The organism is Amycolatopsis sp. FDAARGOS 1241 (genome assembly GCF_016889705.1).
Lineage (GTDB): Bacteria > Actinomycetota > Actinomycetes > Mycobacteriales > Pseudonocardiaceae > Amycolatopsis.
Genome location: NZ_CP069526.1, coordinates 2,034,590 through 2,055,987 on the forward strand (window position 1 = coordinate 2,034,590; position 21,398 = coordinate 2,055,987).

The following is a 21,398-nucleotide window of genomic DNA, read 5'->3' on the forward strand; positions in this document are numbered from 1 at the left end:
GGAAACCGGAGTCGCCGTCGTGGTGTGCGCTGGCGAGGGCGAGCGGCGCATTGGGAGCGACGGTCCAGTCGTGGAATCCGGAGGTGCCGTTGTCGTGCGCTGGCGACGCTTCGACAGTGGCCGTCCGGTGCGGAACCCGGAGATGCCGATGTGGCTCGCGCTGCCGAGCACAAGCGGCGCATCGACAGTGGCGGTCCGGTGTGGAACTCGGAGGTGCCGATGTGGCTCGCGCTGCCGAGCACAAGCGGCGCATCGACAGTGGCGGTCCGGTGCGGAACCCGGAGGTGCCCTCGTGGCTCGCGCTGGCGAGGGCGAGTGGCTCACCACCGCCAGCCGACTCCGCGTCCGGTGTTGAGGCGATTACTCTCCGCACTTGTGAGGATTGATTGACGTCGAGAATTTGACCGTGCCGGCTGCGCGGACCGACCGGTTAGTTCAACGCATCGAGCCGGAGGACGATCGCACGCCTGGTGCGAGCCTGGCCTGGCCCGTCGGGTTCTTCGCAGGCCTGATCGGGCTCGTCGTTGGGTTGCGCATCCGCGCTGTTGGCGACGGCGAAGGGCGATTCGGTCGTCCGGCGTTGCGCGGCGAGTACGCGGGCCGCCTCGTCGGGGGTGGCGGCGCTGACGCGGCGGACCGTGTCGCGGGCGTCCGGGCCGTCGCGTTCGACGCGGCAGTAGCCGGCAGCCAGGAGGTTGCGCACCCAGTCGCGGTCGGATGCGGGGGCACAGACGTAGTGCAAGCCGTCGAGTTCCGTCACGTTCAGCGCCGCCGGCCGGGGCTCGCCGGACTTCCGGCCGAGGACGTCGACGACCCTGAGCACCGGAACGCCGTCCTCATAGGGCTTGACGGGCGCTTTCCGCAGCTGATCGACGTCCACGATCCCTCCTCGCTGTCGTCACTCGACGATACGGTTCGCCTACGGAGGCGAACCTTCCGGCGCCGACTCAGGCTGCATCCAATGTGGACTGTCCGGTTGTTGTCCCGTCGCTGTCGGGTTTCGCGGCCTGAGGCTCGGGCTGTGCGAAGTCGAACGGAAGCTGAACGGCGTTTTCCTTCCTGCGGCGCCGTCGCTGTGTGGCGTCTGGACGAAGCGGCTCGGCTGTCCCCCGGGGGTTCTCACGGTCCTGCGGGTGGTCGGCGAGGTAGCGGAGCTTGAGCAGGTGCCGCCGGACGAGTCCCGCTCGCCGCGCCTCCTCGAACACCGAACGCGCCGCCTGGTTGCCCGCGCGCCGCCGGTGTCGCGGTTCGTTCTGGTCCACGGAAGTCCTTCCCGGTGTGGCTGCGAGCGACCGCCCGGTCACGCAATTCGCGGTGGCGGCACTAGATAACAAGCGTGTCTCAAGTGGAACTCGGCCCGGATCTGTTGAGCCATTCGGCCGCTGCGGAATCCGTCGTCCGGTCGCGTCGGCGGTTTCCGGGTTCGCGGCGCCGTCCACAGTGGGCGCACGGGCTTGCTGCGCCGCGCATCGCGACAGGAGCGCGCCGTCTCGCGCGGGTCGTGAGCCGCGCGCGGACCGCGCGCGGCATATCCCCTGGTGGTGCCCCCGGCAGGACTCGAACCTGCGACCTAGAGATTAGAAGGCTCTTGCTCTATCCAGCTGAGCTACGAGGGCCCGGGTCGACGACGGTTGCCGATCTCCAGCACCGGCAGCTTAGTCGTCGCCAACCTCTCGATCGTTCGACACCGTCGAATCGTTTCAGGTCTCGTCTCCCGATTTCGCCGGGCGCCTCACCCGCGCCACGCCCTCGCGAGGGTGATCTTGACCCGTCGGCCCGACGGGCACGGCACCACCGCTCACCAGCGCCTCACCGGGGAGCCGCGGAGCGCGCCCAGGCGTTGGCCGCCCACGAAACCCACCCCGAACGGGTGGGATCGCCACCTTCGGCCGGCAGAGCTTGCGACGGCTGGGTTTGGGCAGGTCCGTGGCCGGAATTCGGTCTGCATCGCTGACTCCTGGAGCTGTGAACGGCGCGACTCGCGCCAACGGTGATGAATGCATCGCCCGTGCCCGCGCGGCACGGACGGGTCGCAGGTGACCGGCGGCGGGATGGCGCCGCCGCCGGCCACCGCGGACGGGGACGGGGAGGAGAAACCCGCGGGCGCGCCAGGACTCGGGGAAGCTGACGCGCCCACGGGCCGGGGCCGCTCGGGGGACGGCCCCTTCGGCCCCACCCTCGACGGCGCGACGCGGTGGGGGCCGCGGGTCGCCGAGCGCACGACCGGTCTGTGGGCAGGTTCGAAGTCGGATGGGTGGGCGGGTGGTGGGTTGAGTCGGGCAGGTCAAAAGTTCGGTTGGTGGCTCGCCCGGCGACCTGAACCGCGCTGGTCGGCGGCGTGGACCGGCCGCGCCCGCTTCCGCCCCCACGCTCGCAGCGGCGAGCGACAGCGCACGACACCCGGCCACCCAACCGCGAGCCGGCGCCGTTCGTCGCCGACCACGCACCGAGCGTGGGGGGCGGTCGGCACACGAGCCGAGTGGTGCTCGACGGCCCGTGTGCTGAGCACACTCGTGGCCGGCTACGTGCCACTGCGGGTGTGGTCAGCACCCCCCCCCAGCCGATTGGCGCTCGGTCGCCTACGTGTCGAGTCCACGCCCGTGGCCGACGACACGCCGACCTCGGGATTGCCGGCACCACCGGCCGGGTGGCGCGTGTGCCGAGGCCTCGACCGCGGCCGATCATGGGCGTGGTCAGCACACGGGCGCAGAGCGCTCGGTGGACTGAAGCTGAGCCCGCGCTCCTGGCCGACCAGACACCGACCGCAGCTGTGGCCAGCACAGTCAGCCGTCTGTCGGCTGATTGCTCGGCGCGGACCGCGTACGGGCGATTGACAGGTTCGCCTGCACGAGGACCGCTGCCTGTTCGGCCGATTCGCTGTCCGGCGGTCCCCACGGTCGGTCCGCTCGCCGCTGCGACCCGCGGTTGCTCGCCGGTTCGGGCGGGTCGGGGATCACCGGCCGCGCGACCCGCGGGCGCGGCCGGCGCGCCGTGGGGGCGAGCAGTCGGTCCAGGTGTCGTGCGCCGGCTGGTCGCTGTCCTGCGGGTCAACCCTCACGAACCGCAGGACGAAACGAGCCGGCGCCGGGGCGGCTGGACGGGGCGGGTCGGTCCGCGCGGCCGGTCAGTTCCAGATCTTGATGGCGCGGACGACGAATGGGGATTGCGGAACGTAGGTGCCACCACCCGGATAGGTGGTGAAGTCCCCCTCGGTGGTGCATTCTTCGCTCTGGTAGATGGTGACGTCGCGAGTGAGGCGGTTGGCGAAAGAATGCGCTTCGAATCCCTCGGGTAGGGGAATGCAGTCTTCGGGGTTGGCGGTGCGGAGGTCGTAGTGCTGGGTTTGGCCCGAGTAGGTTTCCGCGTTCCACAGGCACAGTTCGCCCACGGCGCAGGCCGGGTCGGCGCCGGCGGGAGATGCCGGGTGGGCACTGGCAGGTGGTGCCGCCGGGGCCAGGTGTGGAGCAGCGGGCGCCGCTGAAGCCATCCCCGGGGCCGCCAGCAGCCCCGCGGTGGTCAGCAGGAGGACGCGCGGCAGGCGCCGCGGCAAGCCGGGCAGTCGGGAAGGCGTGGCCATGCGGCCGGGGTAGCCGGGCAAGACGGGCAGCTTCGGAAGCAGGCGTCGGAACATGGTGGGAACTCCCCCCTCGTGGCGGCCGGAAGTGGGCGCCGTGGAATGTGTGGTTTCCACGATGGCGGGTGGGAGGGAGTTTGTCTGCCCGCATTCCTACGTCTGTGGACAAGTAGTTCTGCGTCGCTCGAATGGGGCGGAGTTGTCCACAAATCGGTGAACGGTATTGCTAAACGGGCGCTGTGCTGTTTCGGCGGATGAGTGACACGGGCAGGACAACCGGCGGAGGCGGGGCGCCGCCGTCGAGGAGGTGGAGGGCCAGTTCGCCTGCGGTGCGGCCCTTGCCCGCCAGGTCCTGGCGGACGGTGGTGAGCGGCGGTTCCGCCCACGCGGCCTGCGGGGTGTCGTCAAAGCCCACCACGGACACGTCCGACGGCACGTGCAGGCCGAGCTGTCGAGCGGCGGCGACGGCGGCCAGCGCGAGCTGGTCGGACATGCACAGGAGCGCCGTCGGACGAGGGGAACGGTGCAGCAGCTCCACCGCGCTCGCCCGCGCCGTGTCGGCGGACAGCCACGGAGCCTCCGACACCGCGACGTCCGAGATCCCCGCCTCCGACAGCGCCGACAGGTAACCCGCCAAGCGCTCGCGCGTCCCGTGGAATGAGCTGGCCCGCGCGGACTCCAGTCCGGACGGGCCGTCGGACAGCCGCGGCGCCGAGAGGATCGCGAACCGGCGGTGGCCGAGCTCCAGCAGGTGCCGCGCGGCCAGCGCCGCGCCGCCGCGGTCGTCGCAGCCGACGCGGGCGGTGTCGGGCAGCAGGGGCTGGTCGATGACCACGAGCGGCAGCCCGCGGTCGTGCACCGTCTGCAGCGCGGGCGTGCCGTCGGCCAGCGAGTACGCGACGGCGATGTCCGCCTGCGCCGCCAGCACGCGTTCGGCGGGCGGCCCGCCGTGCGCCTCCGCGCCGGGCAGCAGCAGCAGCGCGTGGCCGCCCGGCTCGACGGCCTTCGCGAGCGCGTCGAGCGTGATGGACAACGCCGGGTCCGAGAACGCGGCCGACAGTGACGCGTCGAGGAGGAACGCGATCGCCCCGGTGCGGCTCGTCGCGAGGCTGCGCGCGGTCGGGTTGGGCCCGGGGTAGCCCAGCTCCTTGGCCGCGCGCAGGACCTGTTCGCGCAGCTGCGTGGACAGCTGGTCGGGCCGGTTGTAGGCGTTCGAGACCGTCGCGCGGGACACCCCGACCGCCTCGGCGACGTCGTCCAGCGTCGGACGCCGGCGCCGGGTGCTCGTCATCGGCGGAGCATAGCGTGACCTGGACATGCTGAAGCGCTTAAGTCATTCTGGGCCAAGGGCTCCCGGCAGAGAGGCGGCGAGATGCGCGATCGGACGGCGGTGTTCGCGGTCTTCGCGCTCAATGGGGCCGCCCTCGGTTCGTGGGCTCCGCGCACACCGGCCATCGCCGCGCAGGTGCACGCCGTGCCGGGCGTGTTCGGGCTGGCGTTGCTCGGCGCGAGCGTCGGGATGCTCTGCGCGGCACCGGTTTCCGGCCGGATCACCGAACGCGTCGGTGCCCGCGCCGCCGTCGCCGGCAGCACGGTGGTGGCCGCCGCCGCGCTGGCGTTCGTCGGGTTCGCGCCGAACGTTGCGCTGCTCGCCTGCGCGCTGTTCGTGCTCGGCGCCGGGGTCGGTTCGCTCGACGTGTCGATGAACATCGCGGCTGTCGCCGTCGAACGCCGGAGTGGCCGCGCCGTGATGCCGACACTGCACGCCGGGTTCAGCTTCGGTGCGCTCGCCGGGTCGCTGCTCGCCGGGCTGGCCGCGGGGCACGGCTGGCCGCCCGCGCGACACTTGTCCGTCGCAGCCGTCCTCGCGCTGGCCGTTCTCCTGGCCGTTCTCAAGGACGTGCCGGGGGATCGGCCACCGAAGGAGACCGCCGCGCCGGAACGCGGCCGGGCGCCGATCCGCCGTCCCGCGCTGTGGCTGCTCGCCGCTGTCGCGCTGTGCTCCGCGATCGCCGAAGGCGCCAGCTCCGACTGGTCGGCGCTGCTCATGGTGACGGCGCACGGCGTCGGGCAGGGGGCCGCGGCCTTGGCGTATTCGGGGTTTTCACTGGCCATGGCGGTGGCGCGGCTCGGGGGTGCGTGGTGCCAGCAGCGGTTCGGTGCCACGCGGTCGCTCGCCGTCGGCGCCGGGATCGCCGCGATCGGGTTGATCTGCGCTGCGGTGTTCACTCCGGCGGGATTCGCGTACGTCGGCTTCGCGCTTGCCGGGGCTGGGCTCGCCTTTGCCTTTCCGCTCGCGCTCAGCTTGGCCGGCGACGCGGGCAGACGCGTGGACGGCGGCGGCGGGGAGCGTGAGCTGGCGTTCGTGAGCACGGTCGCCTACTCGGGTTTTCTCGCCGGGCCGCCGATGATCGGCGGGATCGCGCAGGCGACGTCCTATTCGGTGTCGTTCGTGGTGGTCGGTGCGATCGCGGCGCTGATCGTTCCGGCGGCGCTGGTCGCGGCGCGGGCGCGGCGTCGCGAGGCGGTGGAGGCGGCTGTGTGAGGGGCGGGGCGGTTCGTGAGGCGGTGCTGGCGGCTGTGTGAGGTGTGGCGCGGCTGTGTGAGGAGAGGGCGGCTGTGTGCGCCGTCTGGGTAGCCGCGGGATGGCCTGTACACAGGGCGGCCGTGTTGTGGATGAATCGGCCTCGTGTGGCGCTTCGCGCCGGTTTTGTCGGGGCTGGCCGATAGGATGGCCAGGACGCCCCCCTCAGGAGGGCGGGGGTCTGGCACCGTCTCTGGCCTGGTCGAAGCGGCATCTATTCCCTGTCGACCGTGTCAGTGTCTACGTCCCGTGATCGTGTGGGAGAGGTCGTGCCCGCTGCGCGATCGTGTTTGATCCCGGTTGGGCTTGATTTCCAGCCGTGGTCACCGAGGCCAATCAACCTGGGGTACCGACCGGCTCGAGCGTCTTGCCGGCGTGCCTGGGCCCACGGGGTCGGAGGGACGTGCGGCATGCGGTCAGATCGCGCTCACGCTGCACTCGGCATCACCAACCCCACCAGCTTCTGCGCCTGCACCGCCCGCATCCGCCGCGTCGAAACAAGCTCTACCGGACCGGCGATGTCACCTACTGCGAAAACGCATACCGCGACCCCACCGCACTCAGAGGCATCGCCAAGGCGGACACACCGGCGCAGACGGAGCCTTCGGTGGACACCGTCCGCGAACCAACCCGGGCTCTCATCCGGTTCGGCGCCCGATCAGTGGTCGCCGGCGCCTGGCAGATCGGCTGAGTTTCGCGTGGCGGGACCCCGGACCCACGACCTGCCATCGAGCCGAGCCTGATGGCGCGCTCACAGTGAGCGGGGACGTCGACCCGGGGGGCAGCCGATTTCCGCGCTCAGCCCTGGGTTTCGCCGTCGGGTGAGGTTCGCCACTGCCCGAAGGGCCGGTCCAGCCGCCACTTGTCGCCGTCGTGTTCCAGGACGCGGTATTCGCACGTGCGCAGATTGGACAGGGACTCGAACAGGTCCACGCTCCAGCCGAACAGCCGGCGGCACAGCAGCCGCAGCGTGAGGCCGTGGGAGACGACCAGCACCGTCCTCGGGTGAGTTTCGCCACTGTGCAGCAGTTCGGCCAGGAAGCCGGCCACGCGGTCGTCGACGTCGGCGCCCGATTCGCCGAAGGGCAGGCGGTAGAAGAAGTGGCCGAACTCGTGCCGGCGCTGCCGCTGCACCTCCTGGTCCTGCGGATCCTGCAGGTTGCCCCAGTCCTGCTCGCGCAGCCGCGGCTCCTGGATCACGCGGTCGCACTGGCTTTGGATGTCCAGCAAGCGGAAAGTCTCGCGCGTACGCAGGTAGGGGCTCACGTACACGGCCGGCCGTTCGCCGCGCAGCAGTTCCTTGATCGCGGGGCCCGCGGCGCGTGCCTCGGCGCGGCCGGTTTCCGTCAGGGGGATCGCGTGGTCCGGGATCCGCGTGTAGGCGAGTTGGTCCACGCTGCCGAGGGACTCGGCGTGACGCAGCAGGATGATCCGCACGAAACCATCATGCCTGGCCACACCCGCGTGCCGGGGAAAACGAGACCGGCCTAATCTCGAACGGTGAGCACCGAAGCAGTGACGAAACCGGAACCGGCGGCGCGACGCAGGCAGAGCGTTCTCCCGCTGCTGTCGGTGGGCGTCGTGCTCGCCGCGGTCGTCGCGGTCGGGCTCGTCGCGCTCACGGGTGGCGCGGGTTACCTCATCGCGGGCCTGCCCGATCCGGGGCTGGTCACGCAGTACGGCATCACGGTCGTCCGCGTGCTCGCCGAAGCCGCGTCCGTCATCTGCGTCGGGGCGCTGCTGCTGGCCGCGTTCCTGGTGCCGCCGCAGAAGTCCGGCACGCTCCGCCCGGAGGGGTACGCGGCGGTGCGCGCGGCCGGGATCGCCGCGTGGGTCTGGTTCGGCGCGTCCATCCTGTCCGTCGCCTTCACCGCTGCCGACGGGGCCGGCAAGCCGTTCCTGGAAGTCCTGTCCCCGCAGACGCTCCTGGACCTCGTCGACGCGATCGAGCAGCCGAAGGCGTGGCTCTGGACGGCGCTGATCGCGATCCTGCTCGCGCTCGGCTGCCGGCTCGTGCTCACGTGGGGCTGGACGGCCGTGCTGTTCTTCGTCTCCGTCGCGGGCTTGGTCCCGGTCGCGGTCACCGGCCACTCCGCGAGCGGCGGCTCCCACGACGTGGCCACCAACAGCCTGCTGTTCCACCTCGTCGCGGCCGCGCTGTGGGTCGGCGGCCTCATCGCCGTGCTCGCACTGGGCTGGCGCCGCGGTGCACACCTGACGCTCGCCGCACGGCGGTTCTCCAAGCTGGCGCTGGTCTGCTGGGTCGTGATGGCGATCTCGGGCGTGATCAACGCGCTGGTGCGCATCAACCTCGGCGACCTGTTCACCACCGACTACGGCCTGCTCGTCGTCGCGAAGGTCGTCGCGCTGCTGCTGCTCGGCGTGTTCGGCCAGCAGCAGCGCCAGCGCGGCGTGAAGAACCTCGTCGACGGCAAGGGCGGAGGCCAGCTGCTGCGGCTCGCGGCCGTCGAGGTGCTGATCATGTTCGTCACGATCGGGATCGCGTCCGGCCTCGCCCGCACGCCACCCCCGGCCGACGCGGTCACACAGCCCTCCACCACCGAGCTGCTGATCGGCTACAACCTCGACGGCCCGCCGACGTTCTGGCGCCTGCTCTCCGACTGGCGCTTCGACCTCGTCTACGGGACGCTCGCGATCGTCCTGGCCGGGCTCTACCTCGCGGGCGTGCGACGGCTGCGCAAGCGCGGCGACACGTGGCCCACGGGCCGGCTCGTCGCCTGGCTCGCCGGCTGCCTTGTGATCCTGCTCGCCACGTCGTCGGGCATCGGCCGCTACTCGCCGGCGATGTTCAGCGTGCACATGGGCAACCACATGCTCCTGTCGATGGTCGCGCCCGTGCTGCTGGTGCTGGGCGGGCCCGTGACGCTCGCCCTGCGCGCGCTGCCGCCCGCCGGCCGCGACGCCCCGCCCGGGCCGCGTGAGTGGCTCCTGGCGGCCGTGCACTCGCCCGTGTCGCGGTTCCTGACGCACCCCGTCGTCGCGCTGCTGCTGTTCGTCGGGTCGTTCTACGCGCTGTACTTCTCGGGCCTGTTCGACGCCGCGCTCAACTACCACTGGGCGCACCTGGCGATGAACGCCCACTTCCTGCTCGCCGGCTACGTCTTCTACTGGCCGGTGATCGGCGTCGACCCGGCGCCGCGCAAGATCCCGGCCGTCGGCCGGCTCGGGATGATGTTCGCCGCCATGCCGTTCCACGCGTTCTTCGGCGTGATCCTCATGAACATGCAGACGGTGATCGGCCAGGAGTTCTACACGTCGCTGCGGCTGCCGTGGGTCGGCAACCTGCTCACCGACCAGCGCCTCGGCGGCGGCATCGCGTGGGCCTCGGGCGAAGTGCCGGTGCTGCTGGTGCTGATCGCGCTGCTCGTGCAGTGGGCGCGCGCCGACGAGCGCGAGGCCAAGCGCAAGGACCGCCGCGAGGAGAACACCGGCGGCGAGGAACTGGCGGCCTACAACGCGATGCTGAAGAATCTCGCGGAGGGCAAACGGGTCGAATGACCCGGCGATGATGTCGTCCGCGTGATGTGGGCATGACGCTCGGTAGCGCGGTGGTGACCGCCGTCAGGGCGCCGATGGGCTCACATTACGATCGGTTTCATGGCCGAGTTCATCTACACCATGAAGAAGGTGCGCAAGACCGTCGGGGACAAGGTCATCCTCGACGACGTCAGCACCGCGTTCTACCCCGGCGCCAAGATCGGCGTGGTGGGGCCGAACGGTGCCGGTAAGTCCACCGTTCTCAAGATCATGGCGGGGATCGAGCAGGCCAGCAACGGCGAGGCTTTCCTGCAGCCCGGTGCCACGGTCGGCATCCTCATGCAGGAGCCGGAGCTCGACGAGACGAAGACCGTCCGCCAGAACGTCGAGGACGGCCTGGGCGAAACCAAGAAGAAGCTCGACCGGTACAACGAGATCGCCGAGCAGATGGCGACCGACTACACCGACGAGCTCATGGAGGAGATGGGCAAGCTCCAGGAAGAGCTCGACCACGCCGACGCGTGGGAGCTCGACTCCACGATCGAGCAGGCGATGGACGCCCTGCGCTGCCCGCCGCCGGACGAACCCGTCACCCACCTCTCCGGAGGTGAGCGCCGCCGCGTCGCGCTGTGCAAGCTGCTGCTGTCCGCGCCCGACCTACTGCTCCTGGACGAGCCCACCAACCACCTGGACGCCGAGAGCGTGCTGTGGCTGGAGCAGTTCCTGGCCAACTACAAGGGCGCCGTCCTGGCCGTGACCCACGACCGGTACTTCCTGGACAACGTCGCCGAGTGGATCATGGAGCTCGACCGTGGCCGCGTCGTCGGCTACGAGGGCAACTACTCCACCTACCTGGAGAAGAAGCGCGAGCGCCTCGAAGTCCAGGGCAAGAAGGACGCGAAGCTCGCCAAGCGCCTCAAGACCGAGCTGGAGTGGGTCCGCTCCAACGCGAAGGCCCGCCAGACCAAGTCGCGTTCGCGCCTCGACCGCTACGAGGAGATGGCGGCGGAGGCCGACAAGCACCGCAAGCTCGACTTCGAGGAGATCCAGATCCCGCCGGGCCCGCGCCTGGGCAACGTGGTGGTCGAGGTCGAGAAGCTGCGCAAGGGCTTCGACGACCGGGTGCTCATCGACGGGCTGTCGTTCGACCTGCCGCGCAACGGCATCGTCGGCGTGATCGGCCCCAACGGCGTCGGCAAGACCACGCTGTTCAAGACGATCGTCGGGCTCGAGGAGCCGGACGCGGGCACGGTCAAGATCGGCGAGACGGTCAAGCTGTCCTATGTGGACCAGAACCGCGCCGGCATCGACCCGAAGAAGACGGTGTGGGAGGTCGTGTCGGACAAGCTCGACTACATCCACGTCGGGCAGACCGAAATGCCTTCGCGCGCCTACGTGAGCGCGTTCGGCTTCAAGGGACCGGACCAGCAGAAGCCCGCGGGTGTGCTCTCCGGTGGTGAGCGCAACCGGCTGAACCTCGCGATGACGCTCAAGCAGGGCGGGAACCTGATCCTGCTGGACGAGCCGACCAACGACCTGGACGTCGAAACCCTCGGCTCGCTGGAGAACGCGCTCGAGCAGTTCCCCGGCTGCGCCGTGGTCATCTCCCACGACCGGTGGTTCCTCGACCGCGTCGCGACCCACATCCTGGCCTGGGAGGGCACGGACGAGAACCCGGCGCAGTGGTTCTGGTTCGAGGGCAACTTCGAGGGCTACGAGAAGAACAAGGTGGAGCGGCTCGGTGCCGAGGCCGCGCGCCCGCACCGGGTCACCCACCGCAAGCTGACCCGCGACTAGAGGGGGCCGGTACCCCGTGGAAGCCAGCCGGCACAACCGGTCGAGCTCGCCCGCACCCGCGGGCGGGCGGCTCGCTGATGCCGGCGGGGCGACCCTCTCGGACCTCGGACGGCTGATCGAACGGGCGGACGCGCTGAACCTGCGTGCGCCCGAACTCGCCCTGGTGCTCGGTGAGCGCGCGGCCGCGCTCGCCGAGGCCGCGGGCGCGGACGAGCAGTGGATCCGCGCCGAGAGCCTCGTGATCTCGGCGCGGGTGCGGCTCGGCGCCCGCACCGGAAGCGTCGGCCGCGCCGTCGCGGCCTTGCGCGCCGCCGAACACGCGGGCTATGCGGACATCGCCGCGCGGCTGCGGATCGATCTGGCGATCTGCGCCCGCAGCCTCGGGACCCCGCTGACGGGCCTCACCGCGCTGCGGCCGGTCCTGTCGGAGCCGGCGGTTTCGCCCGTGCACCGCGCGGAGGCGCTGTGCCACCTGGTGGGCTGCCTCGCGCAGTTCGGCCGCAAGCCTGAGCTGGACCGGGTGCTCGTCGAGGCCGACAAGCTGGTGGTCGCCGACGAATCGCTCGACGCCGACACCCGGCTGCTCGTGCGCGCGCTGCTGCGCAACGGGGCCGCGGCCCACCGGCGCCGCCACGGCGACCTCACCGCGGCCGCCGATGCCGCCCGCACCGGGCTCGGGTTCCTCGAGAAGCTGGACAACCCGGCCGATGACGGCGGCCTCGTGCGCGTGCGGCTCGTGCTTCAGCTCGTGAGCACGCTGCTCGACCGCGGCGACATCGAAATGGCTCACGAAATCGCGGAACCGATGCTCGACGCGCCGGTGCGCGCCGCGGGCGTCGCGCCCACCGCGTGGCTGCGGCTGGCGGTGGCGACGCGCGTGCACCTGCCCGCGGGCGCCGGTGACGCGGCGGCCGAACTGGTGCGCGAAGCCGTGGCGAGCACGGACCGGCACAACCTCCCCGCCATCACCTCGCGGCTGTGGCTCGAGCTGTCGCAGATCGAGGAGCGGTTCGGCAGTGCCGAGGAAGCCATCGCCTGCCTGCACCGCTCACGCGCAGCAGAACACGTCCACTCGCGGGCGCGGCGGCAGGCGTGCGGCCTGCTCGCGGGCCAGTTCGGCGCGGACACGGTGGCGCCGCTGGACCTCGACGACGTGATCGCGAGATCGGCCCCGCAGGGTGGCCGTCCGGTGCCGATGGCCGTGGAGCCGCCGGTGCGCGACGTCGAGACCACGGCCATCATCCGGCCGGTCAAGGCGGAAGTATCGGCCGCGCCCGTGCGGGAAACCGCCTCCGTGGCGGAGGCCGCTCCGGTGGCGGAGGAACAGCCTGTGCGCAAGCCGGCGGAGCCCGCGCGGAAGCCGCCCAAGACCCCGAAGGCGCCCACGTGGTCTTTCGGGCGGGTCGCCGAGGAGTCGGCGGCCGAGCGGACGTCGGTGATCCCGGTGATCCGGGACGAGCCGGAGCCCGAACGGCGAGCCGCGGTGCGCGAGGAGACGTCGGCGGAGCGCCAGGCTGAGCCGGTGGCTCGGTTCACGTTGTCGGCGCCGCAGCCGGAAAACCCGCGCGCGGAACGGACTTCGGTTCAGGGCCCGGGCAAACGCTCGGCTGATCGCTCGGTGAACGGGGCTCGTGGTGCGGAGCGAGCGTCGGCTGCGGCGCCGGGCGAGACCGGGCGGCGCGCGGCGAAAGAGCGGCCCGCGTTGCCGGGCTGGGTGAAGCCGTTCAAGAAACCGGAAGCGGCTTCGGAGGTACACGCGGCGGACGTGCGGCCGGCGGAGAGCCGGGCCACCGAAGTGCGTGCGCCCGAGGTTCGGCCCGTGCCGAAACCACCGCCTGAGCCGGTGGCCGAGGTGCCGCGAGAAGAGCCGGTGCGTAAGGCGCCGGCGGTGGCGCACGATCTGCCGCGGTTGTCGTTGCCGGACCTTTCGGACATCTTGCCGGAGCTGCCGTTGGCGCCGGCGCCGGCCGACGAGCACGCGGCCCCGTTGTGGGAGAGCGACGAGTGGGCTCGCGAAGAACGCGCGCGGCGTGGTGAGGGTGCGCGGGGGCGCAAAACCCGCCACGACGCGGAGCACGGTTCGGTCGCGGCGCGGTCGGTGCTGGACCGGCTGGGGATTTCATCCGGTGGCGGCGGTGGCCGCAGGCGGGCGGACGAATCCGGGGTTCGGGAAGAAACTTCCCGGGTCGAGGAGCCCGAGCCGGTCGCGGACGTGACGGGGCCGCCGTGGAAGCGGGACACGCCGGAGCTGGCGCCGGCACCGCGGGATGAGCTGGCTTCTCCGGAAGTGGCCGCGGACCCGTGGCTGCCGAAGCTGCGGATGCCGCCGGCGTTGGACCCGCTCGAGGACTTCGATTCGTGGACGCCGACTTCGCAGCCGTTCCCCGAGAGTTACGCGCGGGCCATCGCGGAGGACGAGCCACCGCCGGATGCCGGGCTGGCGGAGTTGCTGGCCAGAGCGCTGGCGGAGCACCAGGCCGGCACCGCGAGTGCAGCGGCGTTGGTGAAGAAGTTCGGGTCGCAGGACGAGGAGAAGCGGCCGGTGAACGGGCATGGTGTGGGGGAGAGGAAGAGGAACGGGGACTGAGGTCCGGTTCTTCTGCTTCTGGTTCTGGCGTGGTTGTGTGGGCTGTCTCGGGCGGCGGGCTGTCTCGGGCGGCTCGTTGCGCTGGCGCGCAACATTGCGCCCGGGGTGGTGCAGGGGCACCCCGATTTCTAACGTGACGACGGATTGGATCACCTTGTCAAGGCTGAAAAGCGTGCCTTGACAAGGTGATCCAGACCGCGTGGCAGGCGGGGATCGAGGTGCAGGGCGGGGGCTGGGTGCGGGGTTTCGTTGGGTTGTTGGCCGGCGGTGGGCCGCGTCGATTGGCGTGGGGATGAGTTGATTTGCCGGCTGGCGGTGGCCGGGCTGGTTGTGTGCGGTGGGTGGCGGGCCGGGTCGGTTGGCGTGGGGGTGCGTCGCGTCGGTGGTGGGCGCGGAGTTGATTTGCGGGCCGGCGGTTGGATTGCTGGTTGTGTGTCGGTTTGAAGAAGCGTTGCCGGTGGGGTGGTGGGCCGGTCCGTTTGCGTGGGGCTGAGTTGGTTGGCGGGCCGGTGGTGGGCTGGGCTTGTTGGCGTGTGGGCTTGAGGCGTTGCGGGCTGGTGGTGGGCCGCGTCGGTGGGTGGTCGCGGAGTTGATTTGCGGGCCGGCGGCGCTGCTTGTGCGTGTGCGCTGAGTTGCGTTGCCGGCTGGTGCTGGGGGCCGGGTGGGTGGGGACGGGCGCTGAGTTGGATTGCCGGCTGATGGCGGGCCGGGACGGTTGGTGTGGGGAGGATCGGCGTTGCCGGTGGTGGCGAGCCGAGCGGATGGTGCGCGCTGAGTGACTGCGGACCGGTGCCGCCGGCACGTGGGGGTTCATGGTTTTCGCCCGCCCCTGGTGGGGCGGTCGGTGATGCGTGGGCGTGTGCGGCCCGCGGTGAACGTGGCGCGTGGAGGGCACCGGCTGGGGGCGGGTGGCCCGATAATCACCAGAAGTACAGCTGGCCGGTAGCCCGTCTGGGCGGTTCGGGTGTGGGAATCCTCGCAGTGCGGGCAGGCAACCTTTTCCGGTTTGACCGCCCGTGCGCCGGTGCGTCGGTGGTCACTGAACCGATCACGAAAAGCTGCCTGGTCGCTGTGGTAGGTGGGGTACTGGTGGGGCACGCAGTGTGCCAAGGGATTCGCGATCCGCCGGGCGTTACCCGACCGCTGGGTAGCTGAACCGATCAACGCGGGAACCCGTGGCCGGGCAAGGCAAACGGAAGTCTGGACAACTCCCGGGCTTCGGCACGGGCGTGGTGGGGTCGGATTAGTGTGTGGGGTGTTCGCCACGTTGTGGTGACGGACGCGTCTCGATCTCGCACAGGAGAGTTGCCTCAATGAGCTCGACGGGAGTTTCGTCCCCGCCCGGAACAGATGTCGGCGCCGAAGCCGGCGTGGCGCGCCGATCGGCCAGCCCGGAGCAGATCCGGGACGAGCTGATCGACGCCGCCGCCGGGCAGGCGCCCGAGATCGGTGACCTGATCCGCCTGTACTACCGCCACATCCCGGCGGACGAGATCGTGGGTGACGACCCCGTGGCGCTGGTCGGCGCGGTGCGGTCGCACCTGCAGCTCGCGAAACAGCGGATGCCCGGGCGGCCGGCGGTTCGCCTCCTGAACCCGACCGCGGCGCAGGACGGCTGGAGCCGCGAGGCCACCGTCGTGCAGGTCGTCACGGACGACATGCCTTACCTGGTCGACAGCGTGGCCGCGGAGTTCGCGCGCGACGGCGTGCAGGTGCACCGCATCGTGCACCCGATCGTCGTCGTCAGCCGCGATGTCACCGGCGAGTTGATCGGCCTGCACCCCGACGCCGACCCGGCCGACCCGCCGGCGATGTCGGCGGCGGAGTCGTGGATGTACGTCGAGATCGACCTCGTCACCGACCCCAACCGCGCGCGCGAGCTGGACAACCGGCTCTCGTCGGTGCTGGGCGACGTGCGCGAGGTCGTCGAGGACGCCGACAAGATGGCGCAGACGGCGATCTCCGTCGCCGAGGAGCTGGAGCAGGACCCGCCGAAGCTGACGGACCCGAGCCAGGTCACCGAAGGCGCCCGGCTGCTGCGCTGGCTGGCCGACGGCCACTTCACGTTCCTCGGCTACCGCCGCTACGAGCTGGTCGACAATCCGCACCCGGACAGCGACGATCCCGCGCTGCGCGGCGTCCTCGCGACCGGCCTCGGCGTGCTGCGCCAGGACAGCCTCGCCGCGCGCAGCCTCACCGCGGGCCCCGACAACGGCGCCAACGCACTGTCGCCGACGCTGCTGGTGCTCACGCAGGCGAGCGCGCCCTCGACGGTGCACCGGCCTGTGTACCCGTACTACGTCGGCGTGAAGACGTTCGACGAGAACGGCACCGTGACCGGCGAGCACCGGTTCCTCGGCATGTTCACCACCACGGCGCTGCACGAGAACGTGCTCGACATCCCCGTGGTGTGCAAGCGCGTGCGCGAGGTCATCCACCGCGCCGGCTTCCCCATGGAGTCGTTCTCCGGCCAGCGCATGCTCGAGGTGCTGCAGAACTGGCCGCGCGCCGACCTGTTCTCGGCCGACACCGACTCGCTGTACGCCACGACGACGGGCGCCATCACGCTGTCGGACCGCCGCCGGCTGCGGCTGTTCCTGCGCCGCGACCCGTACGGCCGCTTCTACTCCTGTCTGGTCTACCTGCCGCGCGACCGCTACACCACGCGGTCGCGGCTGGCGATGCAGGAAGTGCTGCTACAGGAGCTGGAAGGCACTCAGCTCGAATACAGCGCGCGCATCGGCGAAACCGTGCTCGCGCAGGTGCACTTCATCGTGCACACCGACCCCGCGCACCGGATCGAGCCCGATACGCTGCGGATCCAGGAACGGCTCAACACCGTCGTGCGCAGCTGGGACGACCGCATGGTCGAGGCGATCCTGGCCGAGCGCCGCGAACGCGCGGGCGATGGCCAGCCGCTCGGCGTGATGGGCGAGGAGTCCGCCGTCGACCAGGGACAGCGCTTCGCCGCGGTCTTCCCCGAGGGCTACAAGGAAGACTTCACCGCCGAGGAGGCGCTCGCCGACCTGCGGAAGCTCGACACGCTGGCCGACGAGGGCGACCTCGCGCTGGCGTTCTACCTGCCCGCCGGCGCGGAGCCGGGCGAGCGCCGGTTCAAGCTGTACCTGCGCGGCGAAGGCGTGACGCTGTCGAAGGTCCTGCCGTTGCTGCAGGCCATGGGCGTCGAGGTCGTCGACGAGCGGCCGTACGAGCTGTTCCGCGAAGACGGCGGCCCCAGCTGGATCTACGACTTCGGCCTGCGCATCGACGCGCAGTACCTCGACGCGTCCAGCGAAGCCGCGGTCGACGAGCTGCGCGAGCGGTTCGAGTCCGCCTTCCAAGCCGCCTGGCAGGGCGATGCGGAGGTCGACGGTTTCAACGGCCTCGTGCTCCGCGCCGGCCTCACGTGGCGCCAGGCCGCCGTGCTGCGCGCGTACTCGCTCTACCTGCAGCAGGCCCGCAGCCCGTTTTCCCAGTCCTACATCCAGAACACGGTGCTCAAGCACACCGAGGTGGCCACGCGGCTGCTGAGGCTGTTCGAGACGCGCTGCGACCCGCAGCTGTCCGATGTGGACCGCAAAATCCGCGAGGACTCGCTCGTCGGCGAGATCACAGGGATGATCGACGAGGTCACGAGCCTCGACGAAGACCGCATCCTGCGCCGCCTCATGGCCGTGATCAACGCGACGCTGCGCACCAACTACCACGTGACGGACGGGGAAGGCACCCCGCGGCCGTACCTCGCGATCAAGCTCGACCCGAGCGGCGTGCCGGAGCTGCCGGAGCCGCGCCCGCAGTTCGAGATCTTCGTGTACTCGCCCCGGGTCGAGGGTGTGCACCTGCGCTTCGGCGAGGTCGCGCGCGGTGGCCTGCGCTGGTCCGATCGGCGCGAGGACTTCCGCACCGAGATCCTGGGCCTGGTGAAGGCGCAGGCGGTGAAGAACGCCGTGATCGTGCCGGTCGGCGCGAAGGGCGGCTTCGTGGTGAAGCGCCCGCCGGCGCCGACGGGCGACGCCGGCCTCGACCGCGACGCGCAGCTGGCCGAGGGCATCGCGTGCTACCGCATGTTCATCTCGGGCCTGCTCGACCTCACCGACAACCGCGTCGAGGGCAAGACCGTGCCGGCTCCGGGCGTGGTGCGCCACGACGCCGACGACAGCTACCTCGTCGTCGCGGCCGACAAGGGCACCGCCAAGTTCTCCGACATCGCCAACGAGGTCTCGGCGCAGTACGGGTTCTGGCTCGGCGACGCGTTCGCCTCCGGCGGTTCGGTCGGCTACGACCACAAGGCCATGGGCATCACGGCCAAGGGTGCGTGGGAGAGCGTGAAGCGCCATTTCCGCGAGCTGGGCAAGGACACCCAGACGCAGGACTTCACGACCGTCGGCATCGGCGACATGATGGGCGACGTCTTCGGCAACGGCATGCTGCTGTCCGAGCACATCCGGCTCGTGGCCGCGTTCAACCACATGCACGTGTTCCTCGACCCGAACCCCGACGCCGCGTCGACGTACGCGGAGCGACGCCGGCTGTTCGACCTGCCGCGCAGCTCGTGGGACGACTACGACCGCTCGCTCATCAGCGAGGGCGGCGGCATCTACCCGCGCTCGGCCAAGACGATCCCGATCAGCCCGCAGGTGCGCGAGGCGCTCGGTATCGCCGAGGGCGTGACGCACCTGCCGCCGATGGAGCTCATCCAGGCGATCCTGCTGGCGCCCGTCGAGCTCCTGTGGAACGGCGGGATCGGCACGTACGTCAAGGCGGAGACCGAAACGCACGCCGACGCGGGCGACAAGGCCAACGACGCGATCCGCGTCAACGGCAACCAGCTGCGCGTGAAGGTCGTGGGCGAAGGCGGCAACCTGGGCCTGACCCAGCTCGGCCGCATCGAGTTCGCCCGCGCCGGCGGCAAGATCAACACCGACGCGCTCGACAACTCGGCCGGCGTGGACTGCTCCGACCACGAAGTGAACATCAAGGTCCTGCTCGACCACCTCGTGGCCACCGGGAACCTGGAGCACACGCGGCGCAACGAACTGCTCGAGGAGATGACCGACGAGGTCATGGACCTGGTGCTCGACGACAACTACCGCCAGAACGCGGTGCTCGGCGTGAGCCGGGCCCACGCGGGGCCGATGGTGTCGGTGCACGCGCGGCAGGTGTCCTCGCTCGTCGCGAAGGGCGCGTTCGACCGCAAGCTCGAAGCGCTGCCGAGCTCCTCGGAGTTCCGTGCGCTGGAGAAGGCGGGCGAAGGCCTGTCGTCGCCGGAGCTCGCCACGCTGCTCGCGCACGTGAAGCTGGACCTCAAGGACGAGCTGCTCGCCAGCGAGCTGCCCGACTCGGAGGTGTTCGCCCGCCGGCTGCCGGAGTACTTCCCGACGCCGCTGCGCGAAGGGTTCGCCGAAGCGATCATGCAGCACCCGCTGCGTCGCCAGATCATCACCACGCTCGTGACCAACGAGCTGGTCGACGGCGGCGGCATCTCGTTCGTCTACCGCCTCATGGAGGAGTTGAACGCGACGGCGACCGACGCAGTGCGCGCCTACGCCGTGGTCACCCACGTCTACGACCTGCCGAAGCTGTGGGCCGAGATCGACGCGCTCGACAACGTGGTGCCCACCGAGGTCGCCGACGCGATGGTGCTGGAGACCCGCCGGCTGCTCGACCGCGCCGCCCGGTGGTTCCTCACCAACCGGCCGCAGCCGCTCGCGCCGCTCGCGGAAATCAACCGGTTCGGCCCGGTCATCGCGGAGTTCGGCCCTAAGCTGGGCGACCTGCTGCGCGGCCGCGAGCTCGAGTCGGTCGAGGAGCGCGCCGCGCGGCTCGTGGCCGGCGGCGCGCCCGCCGACCTGGCCCGGCGCGTCGCGCTGCTGCTGCACAGCTACGGCCTGCTCGACGTCGTCGAGGTGGCCGAGCTGGCCGAGCAGCAGGTGGGGCTCGACGCGCAGCACAGCCCGGCCGAGACGGCCCGGCTGTACTACGCGCTCTCGGAGCACCTGGACATCGACAAGATGCTCACCGAGATCAGCAAGCTCGAACGTGGCAACCGCTGGCACGCCCTCGCGCGGCTCTCGCTGCGCGACGACGTGTACGGCTCGCTGCGCGCCATCACCCTCGACGCCCTGCGCCACAGTGACCAGGACGTGGAGCCCGACGCGCAGATCGCGCAGTGGGAGAAGACCAACGCGTCGCGCCTGTCCCGCGCCCGTGTGGCGCTCGACGAGATCACCCGCTCCGGGCGGCTCGACCTCGCCACGCTGTCGGTGGCCGCGCGCCAGATCAGGAGCACGGTGCGGTGACCTACGTTTCGCACGTCCAGCCGCGCTGGTCCGACATGGACGTGTACGGGCACGTCAACCACGCGAACCTGGTGACGCTGCTCGAAGAGGCGCGGATCCCCGTGCTGTTCGGCGACGCGGTGAAAGCCGGGCTCACGGAGCTGCCCCAGGGCGTGGTCGTGGTGAAGCTCGCCGTGCACTACCGCACGCCGATCGTGGTCGAGCCCGAGCGCAAGGTGCGCGTGGAGATCACGCTGGCGGAGCTCAAGGCCGCCAGCATCACGCTGGCCTACCGCGTGCACACGGGGCCCGAGGAGTCGGACCCGGTGGCCGTGACCGCCGAAACCGTGCTGGCACCGTACGACACCGGCAAGCTGCGGCCACGGCGGCTCACGACCGCCGAGACGGAGTTCCTCAAGAAGGTGTTCGCCGATGCCTGAGCTGCGCATCCCGGATCCGGCCGACCGCGAGACGCTCGGCGCGTTCGTCGCGCGTGCCGTGCGGCTCGACGGCGGCGCTGCCGTGCGGCTGCGCAACCGCGGCGACGGCGTCGTCGAAGCGTGGACGGCCACGCCGTTCGAGGTCCTCGCCACCCGGGCGGTGGCGGGGACCGTCACCCCCGCCGACGTCACGGTGTCCGGCAACGAGCTGCTCGCGGCCCTCACGGTCGCGGGCGGCGAGGTGATGGACCCCGGCCCGGCACGCGACCTGCTCTGGCATGCGGAGTTGCCCGCGTCCGGGAAGTGGCAGCTCGTGGACGACCTGCCGGTCGGCGTGGTGTCGGACCTCGCCGACCGCGGGGTGACCTTGGCCCGCGACAACGTCGGCCCGCACGGCACCCCGCCGGCTTCGCTGATGGACCAGGCCGTGCTCACGGTGACCGGTGGGGAACTCGAGGTCAAGGTGCAGCTGCGCTGCTTGTTCGCCTTGTCCGGCATGGGCCTGTTCGACTCGTCGATCACCGGCGACGTCGTACGCGTGACGGCCACCGATTCGTGGCTGCGGCTCGACGCCCGCTACGGCGCCGTGCTGAAACGCAGGCACGCGCTGTTGCCCATTGTCTTCTGAATTCCTTGCGAT

Annotated in this window: 11 protein-coding genes and 1 tRNA gene; 7 read left to right on the forward strand and 5 right to left on the reverse strand. The window is 71.0% G+C overall.

The window, feature by feature from the left end; genetic code table 11:
- Positions 1 to 430: 430 nt before the first annotated feature.
- From I6J71_RS10095 to I6J71_RS10110, 4 genes are all read right to left on the reverse strand, one after another.
- Positions 431 to 880 carry a hypothetical protein gene (locus I6J71_RS10095; RefSeq protein ID WP_204094482.1) on the reverse strand — a complete coding sequence of 150 codons (450 nt, stop codon included), beginning with the start codon at positions 878 to 880 and terminating at the stop codon, positions 431 to 433.
- A 659-nt stretch (positions 881 to 1,539) separates the two neighbouring features.
- Positions 1,540 to 1,616, reverse strand: a tRNA-Arg gene (locus tag I6J71_RS10100).
- A gap of 1,508 nt (positions 1,617 to 3,124) precedes the next feature.
- Positions 3,125 to 3,577, reverse strand: coding sequence for a peptidase inhibitor family I36 protein (locus I6J71_RS10105; RefSeq protein ID WP_204094483.1), 453 nt, complete (start codon positions 3,575 to 3,577; stop codon positions 3,125 to 3,127).
- A 223-nt stretch (positions 3,578 to 3,800) separates the two neighbouring features.
- Complete coding sequence (locus tag I6J71_RS10110; RefSeq protein ID WP_204094484.1) at positions 3,801 to 4,865, reverse strand: LacI family DNA-binding transcriptional regulator; 1,065 nt, start codon at positions 4,863 to 4,865, stop codon at positions 3,801 to 3,803.
- A gap of 81 nt (positions 4,866 to 4,946) precedes the next feature.
- Between I6J71_RS10110 and I6J71_RS10115 the strand changes: the two genes are divergently transcribed.
- Positions 4,947 to 6,119, forward strand: a complete 1,173-nt coding sequence (locus I6J71_RS10115) for an MFS transporter (protein ID WP_204094485.1) — start codon at positions 4,947 to 4,949, stop codon at positions 6,117 to 6,119.
- A gap of 837 nt (positions 6,120 to 6,956) precedes the next feature.
- On the opposite strand, the gene I6J71_RS10120 is transcribed toward I6J71_RS10115, so the two are convergent.
- The gene (locus I6J71_RS10120) at positions 6,957 to 7,595 is read right to left on the reverse strand and encodes a histidine phosphatase family protein (RefSeq protein WP_204094486.1); all 639 of its coding nucleotides are present in this window, start codon (positions 7,593 to 7,595) and stop codon (positions 6,957 to 6,959) included.
- 63 nt (positions 7,596 to 7,658) lie between these two features.
- Between I6J71_RS10120 and I6J71_RS10125 the strand changes: the two genes are divergently transcribed.
- From I6J71_RS10125 to I6J71_RS10150, 6 genes are all read left to right on the forward strand, one after another.
- On the forward strand, positions 7,659 to 9,677 hold the full coding sequence (locus I6J71_RS10125) for a cytochrome c oxidase assembly protein (protein ID WP_204094487.1): 2,019 nt from the start codon (positions 7,659 to 7,661) through the stop codon (positions 9,675 to 9,677).
- 99 nt (positions 9,678 to 9,776) lie between these two features.
- Positions 9,777 to 11,453 (forward strand): energy-dependent translational throttle protein EttA, encoded by a 1,677-nt coding sequence (ettA, locus tag I6J71_RS10130; protein WP_204094488.1) that lies wholly within the window; start codon positions 9,777 to 9,779, stop codon positions 11,451 to 11,453.
- 16 nt (positions 11,454 to 11,469) lie between these two features.
- A complete protein-coding gene (locus tag I6J71_RS10135; protein ID WP_204094489.1) occupies positions 11,470 to 14,040 on the forward strand; it encodes a hypothetical protein in 2,571 nt (856 codons plus the stop codon).
- A gap of 1,313 nt (positions 14,041 to 15,353) precedes the next feature.
- A complete protein-coding gene (locus I6J71_RS10140) occupies positions 15,354 to 20,339 on the forward strand; it encodes an NAD-glutamate dehydrogenase (RefSeq protein ID WP_204094490.1) in 4,986 nt (1,661 codons plus the stop codon).
- The gene (locus I6J71_RS10145; RefSeq protein ID WP_204094491.1) at positions 20,336 to 20,758 is read left to right on the forward strand and encodes a thioesterase family protein; all 423 of its coding nucleotides are present in this window, start codon (positions 20,336 to 20,338) and stop codon (positions 20,756 to 20,758) included. The genes I6J71_RS10140 and I6J71_RS10145 overlap by 4 nt, the downstream gene beginning before the upstream one ends.
- Positions 20,751 to 21,386: a hypothetical protein gene (locus I6J71_RS10150; RefSeq protein WP_204094492.1), complete on the forward strand. Its 636-nt coding sequence runs from the start codon at positions 20,751 to 20,753 to the stop codon at positions 21,384 to 21,386. Before I6J71_RS10145 ends, I6J71_RS10150 begins: the two co-directional genes overlap by 8 nt.
- Positions 21,387 to 21,398: the final 12 nt, after the last annotated feature.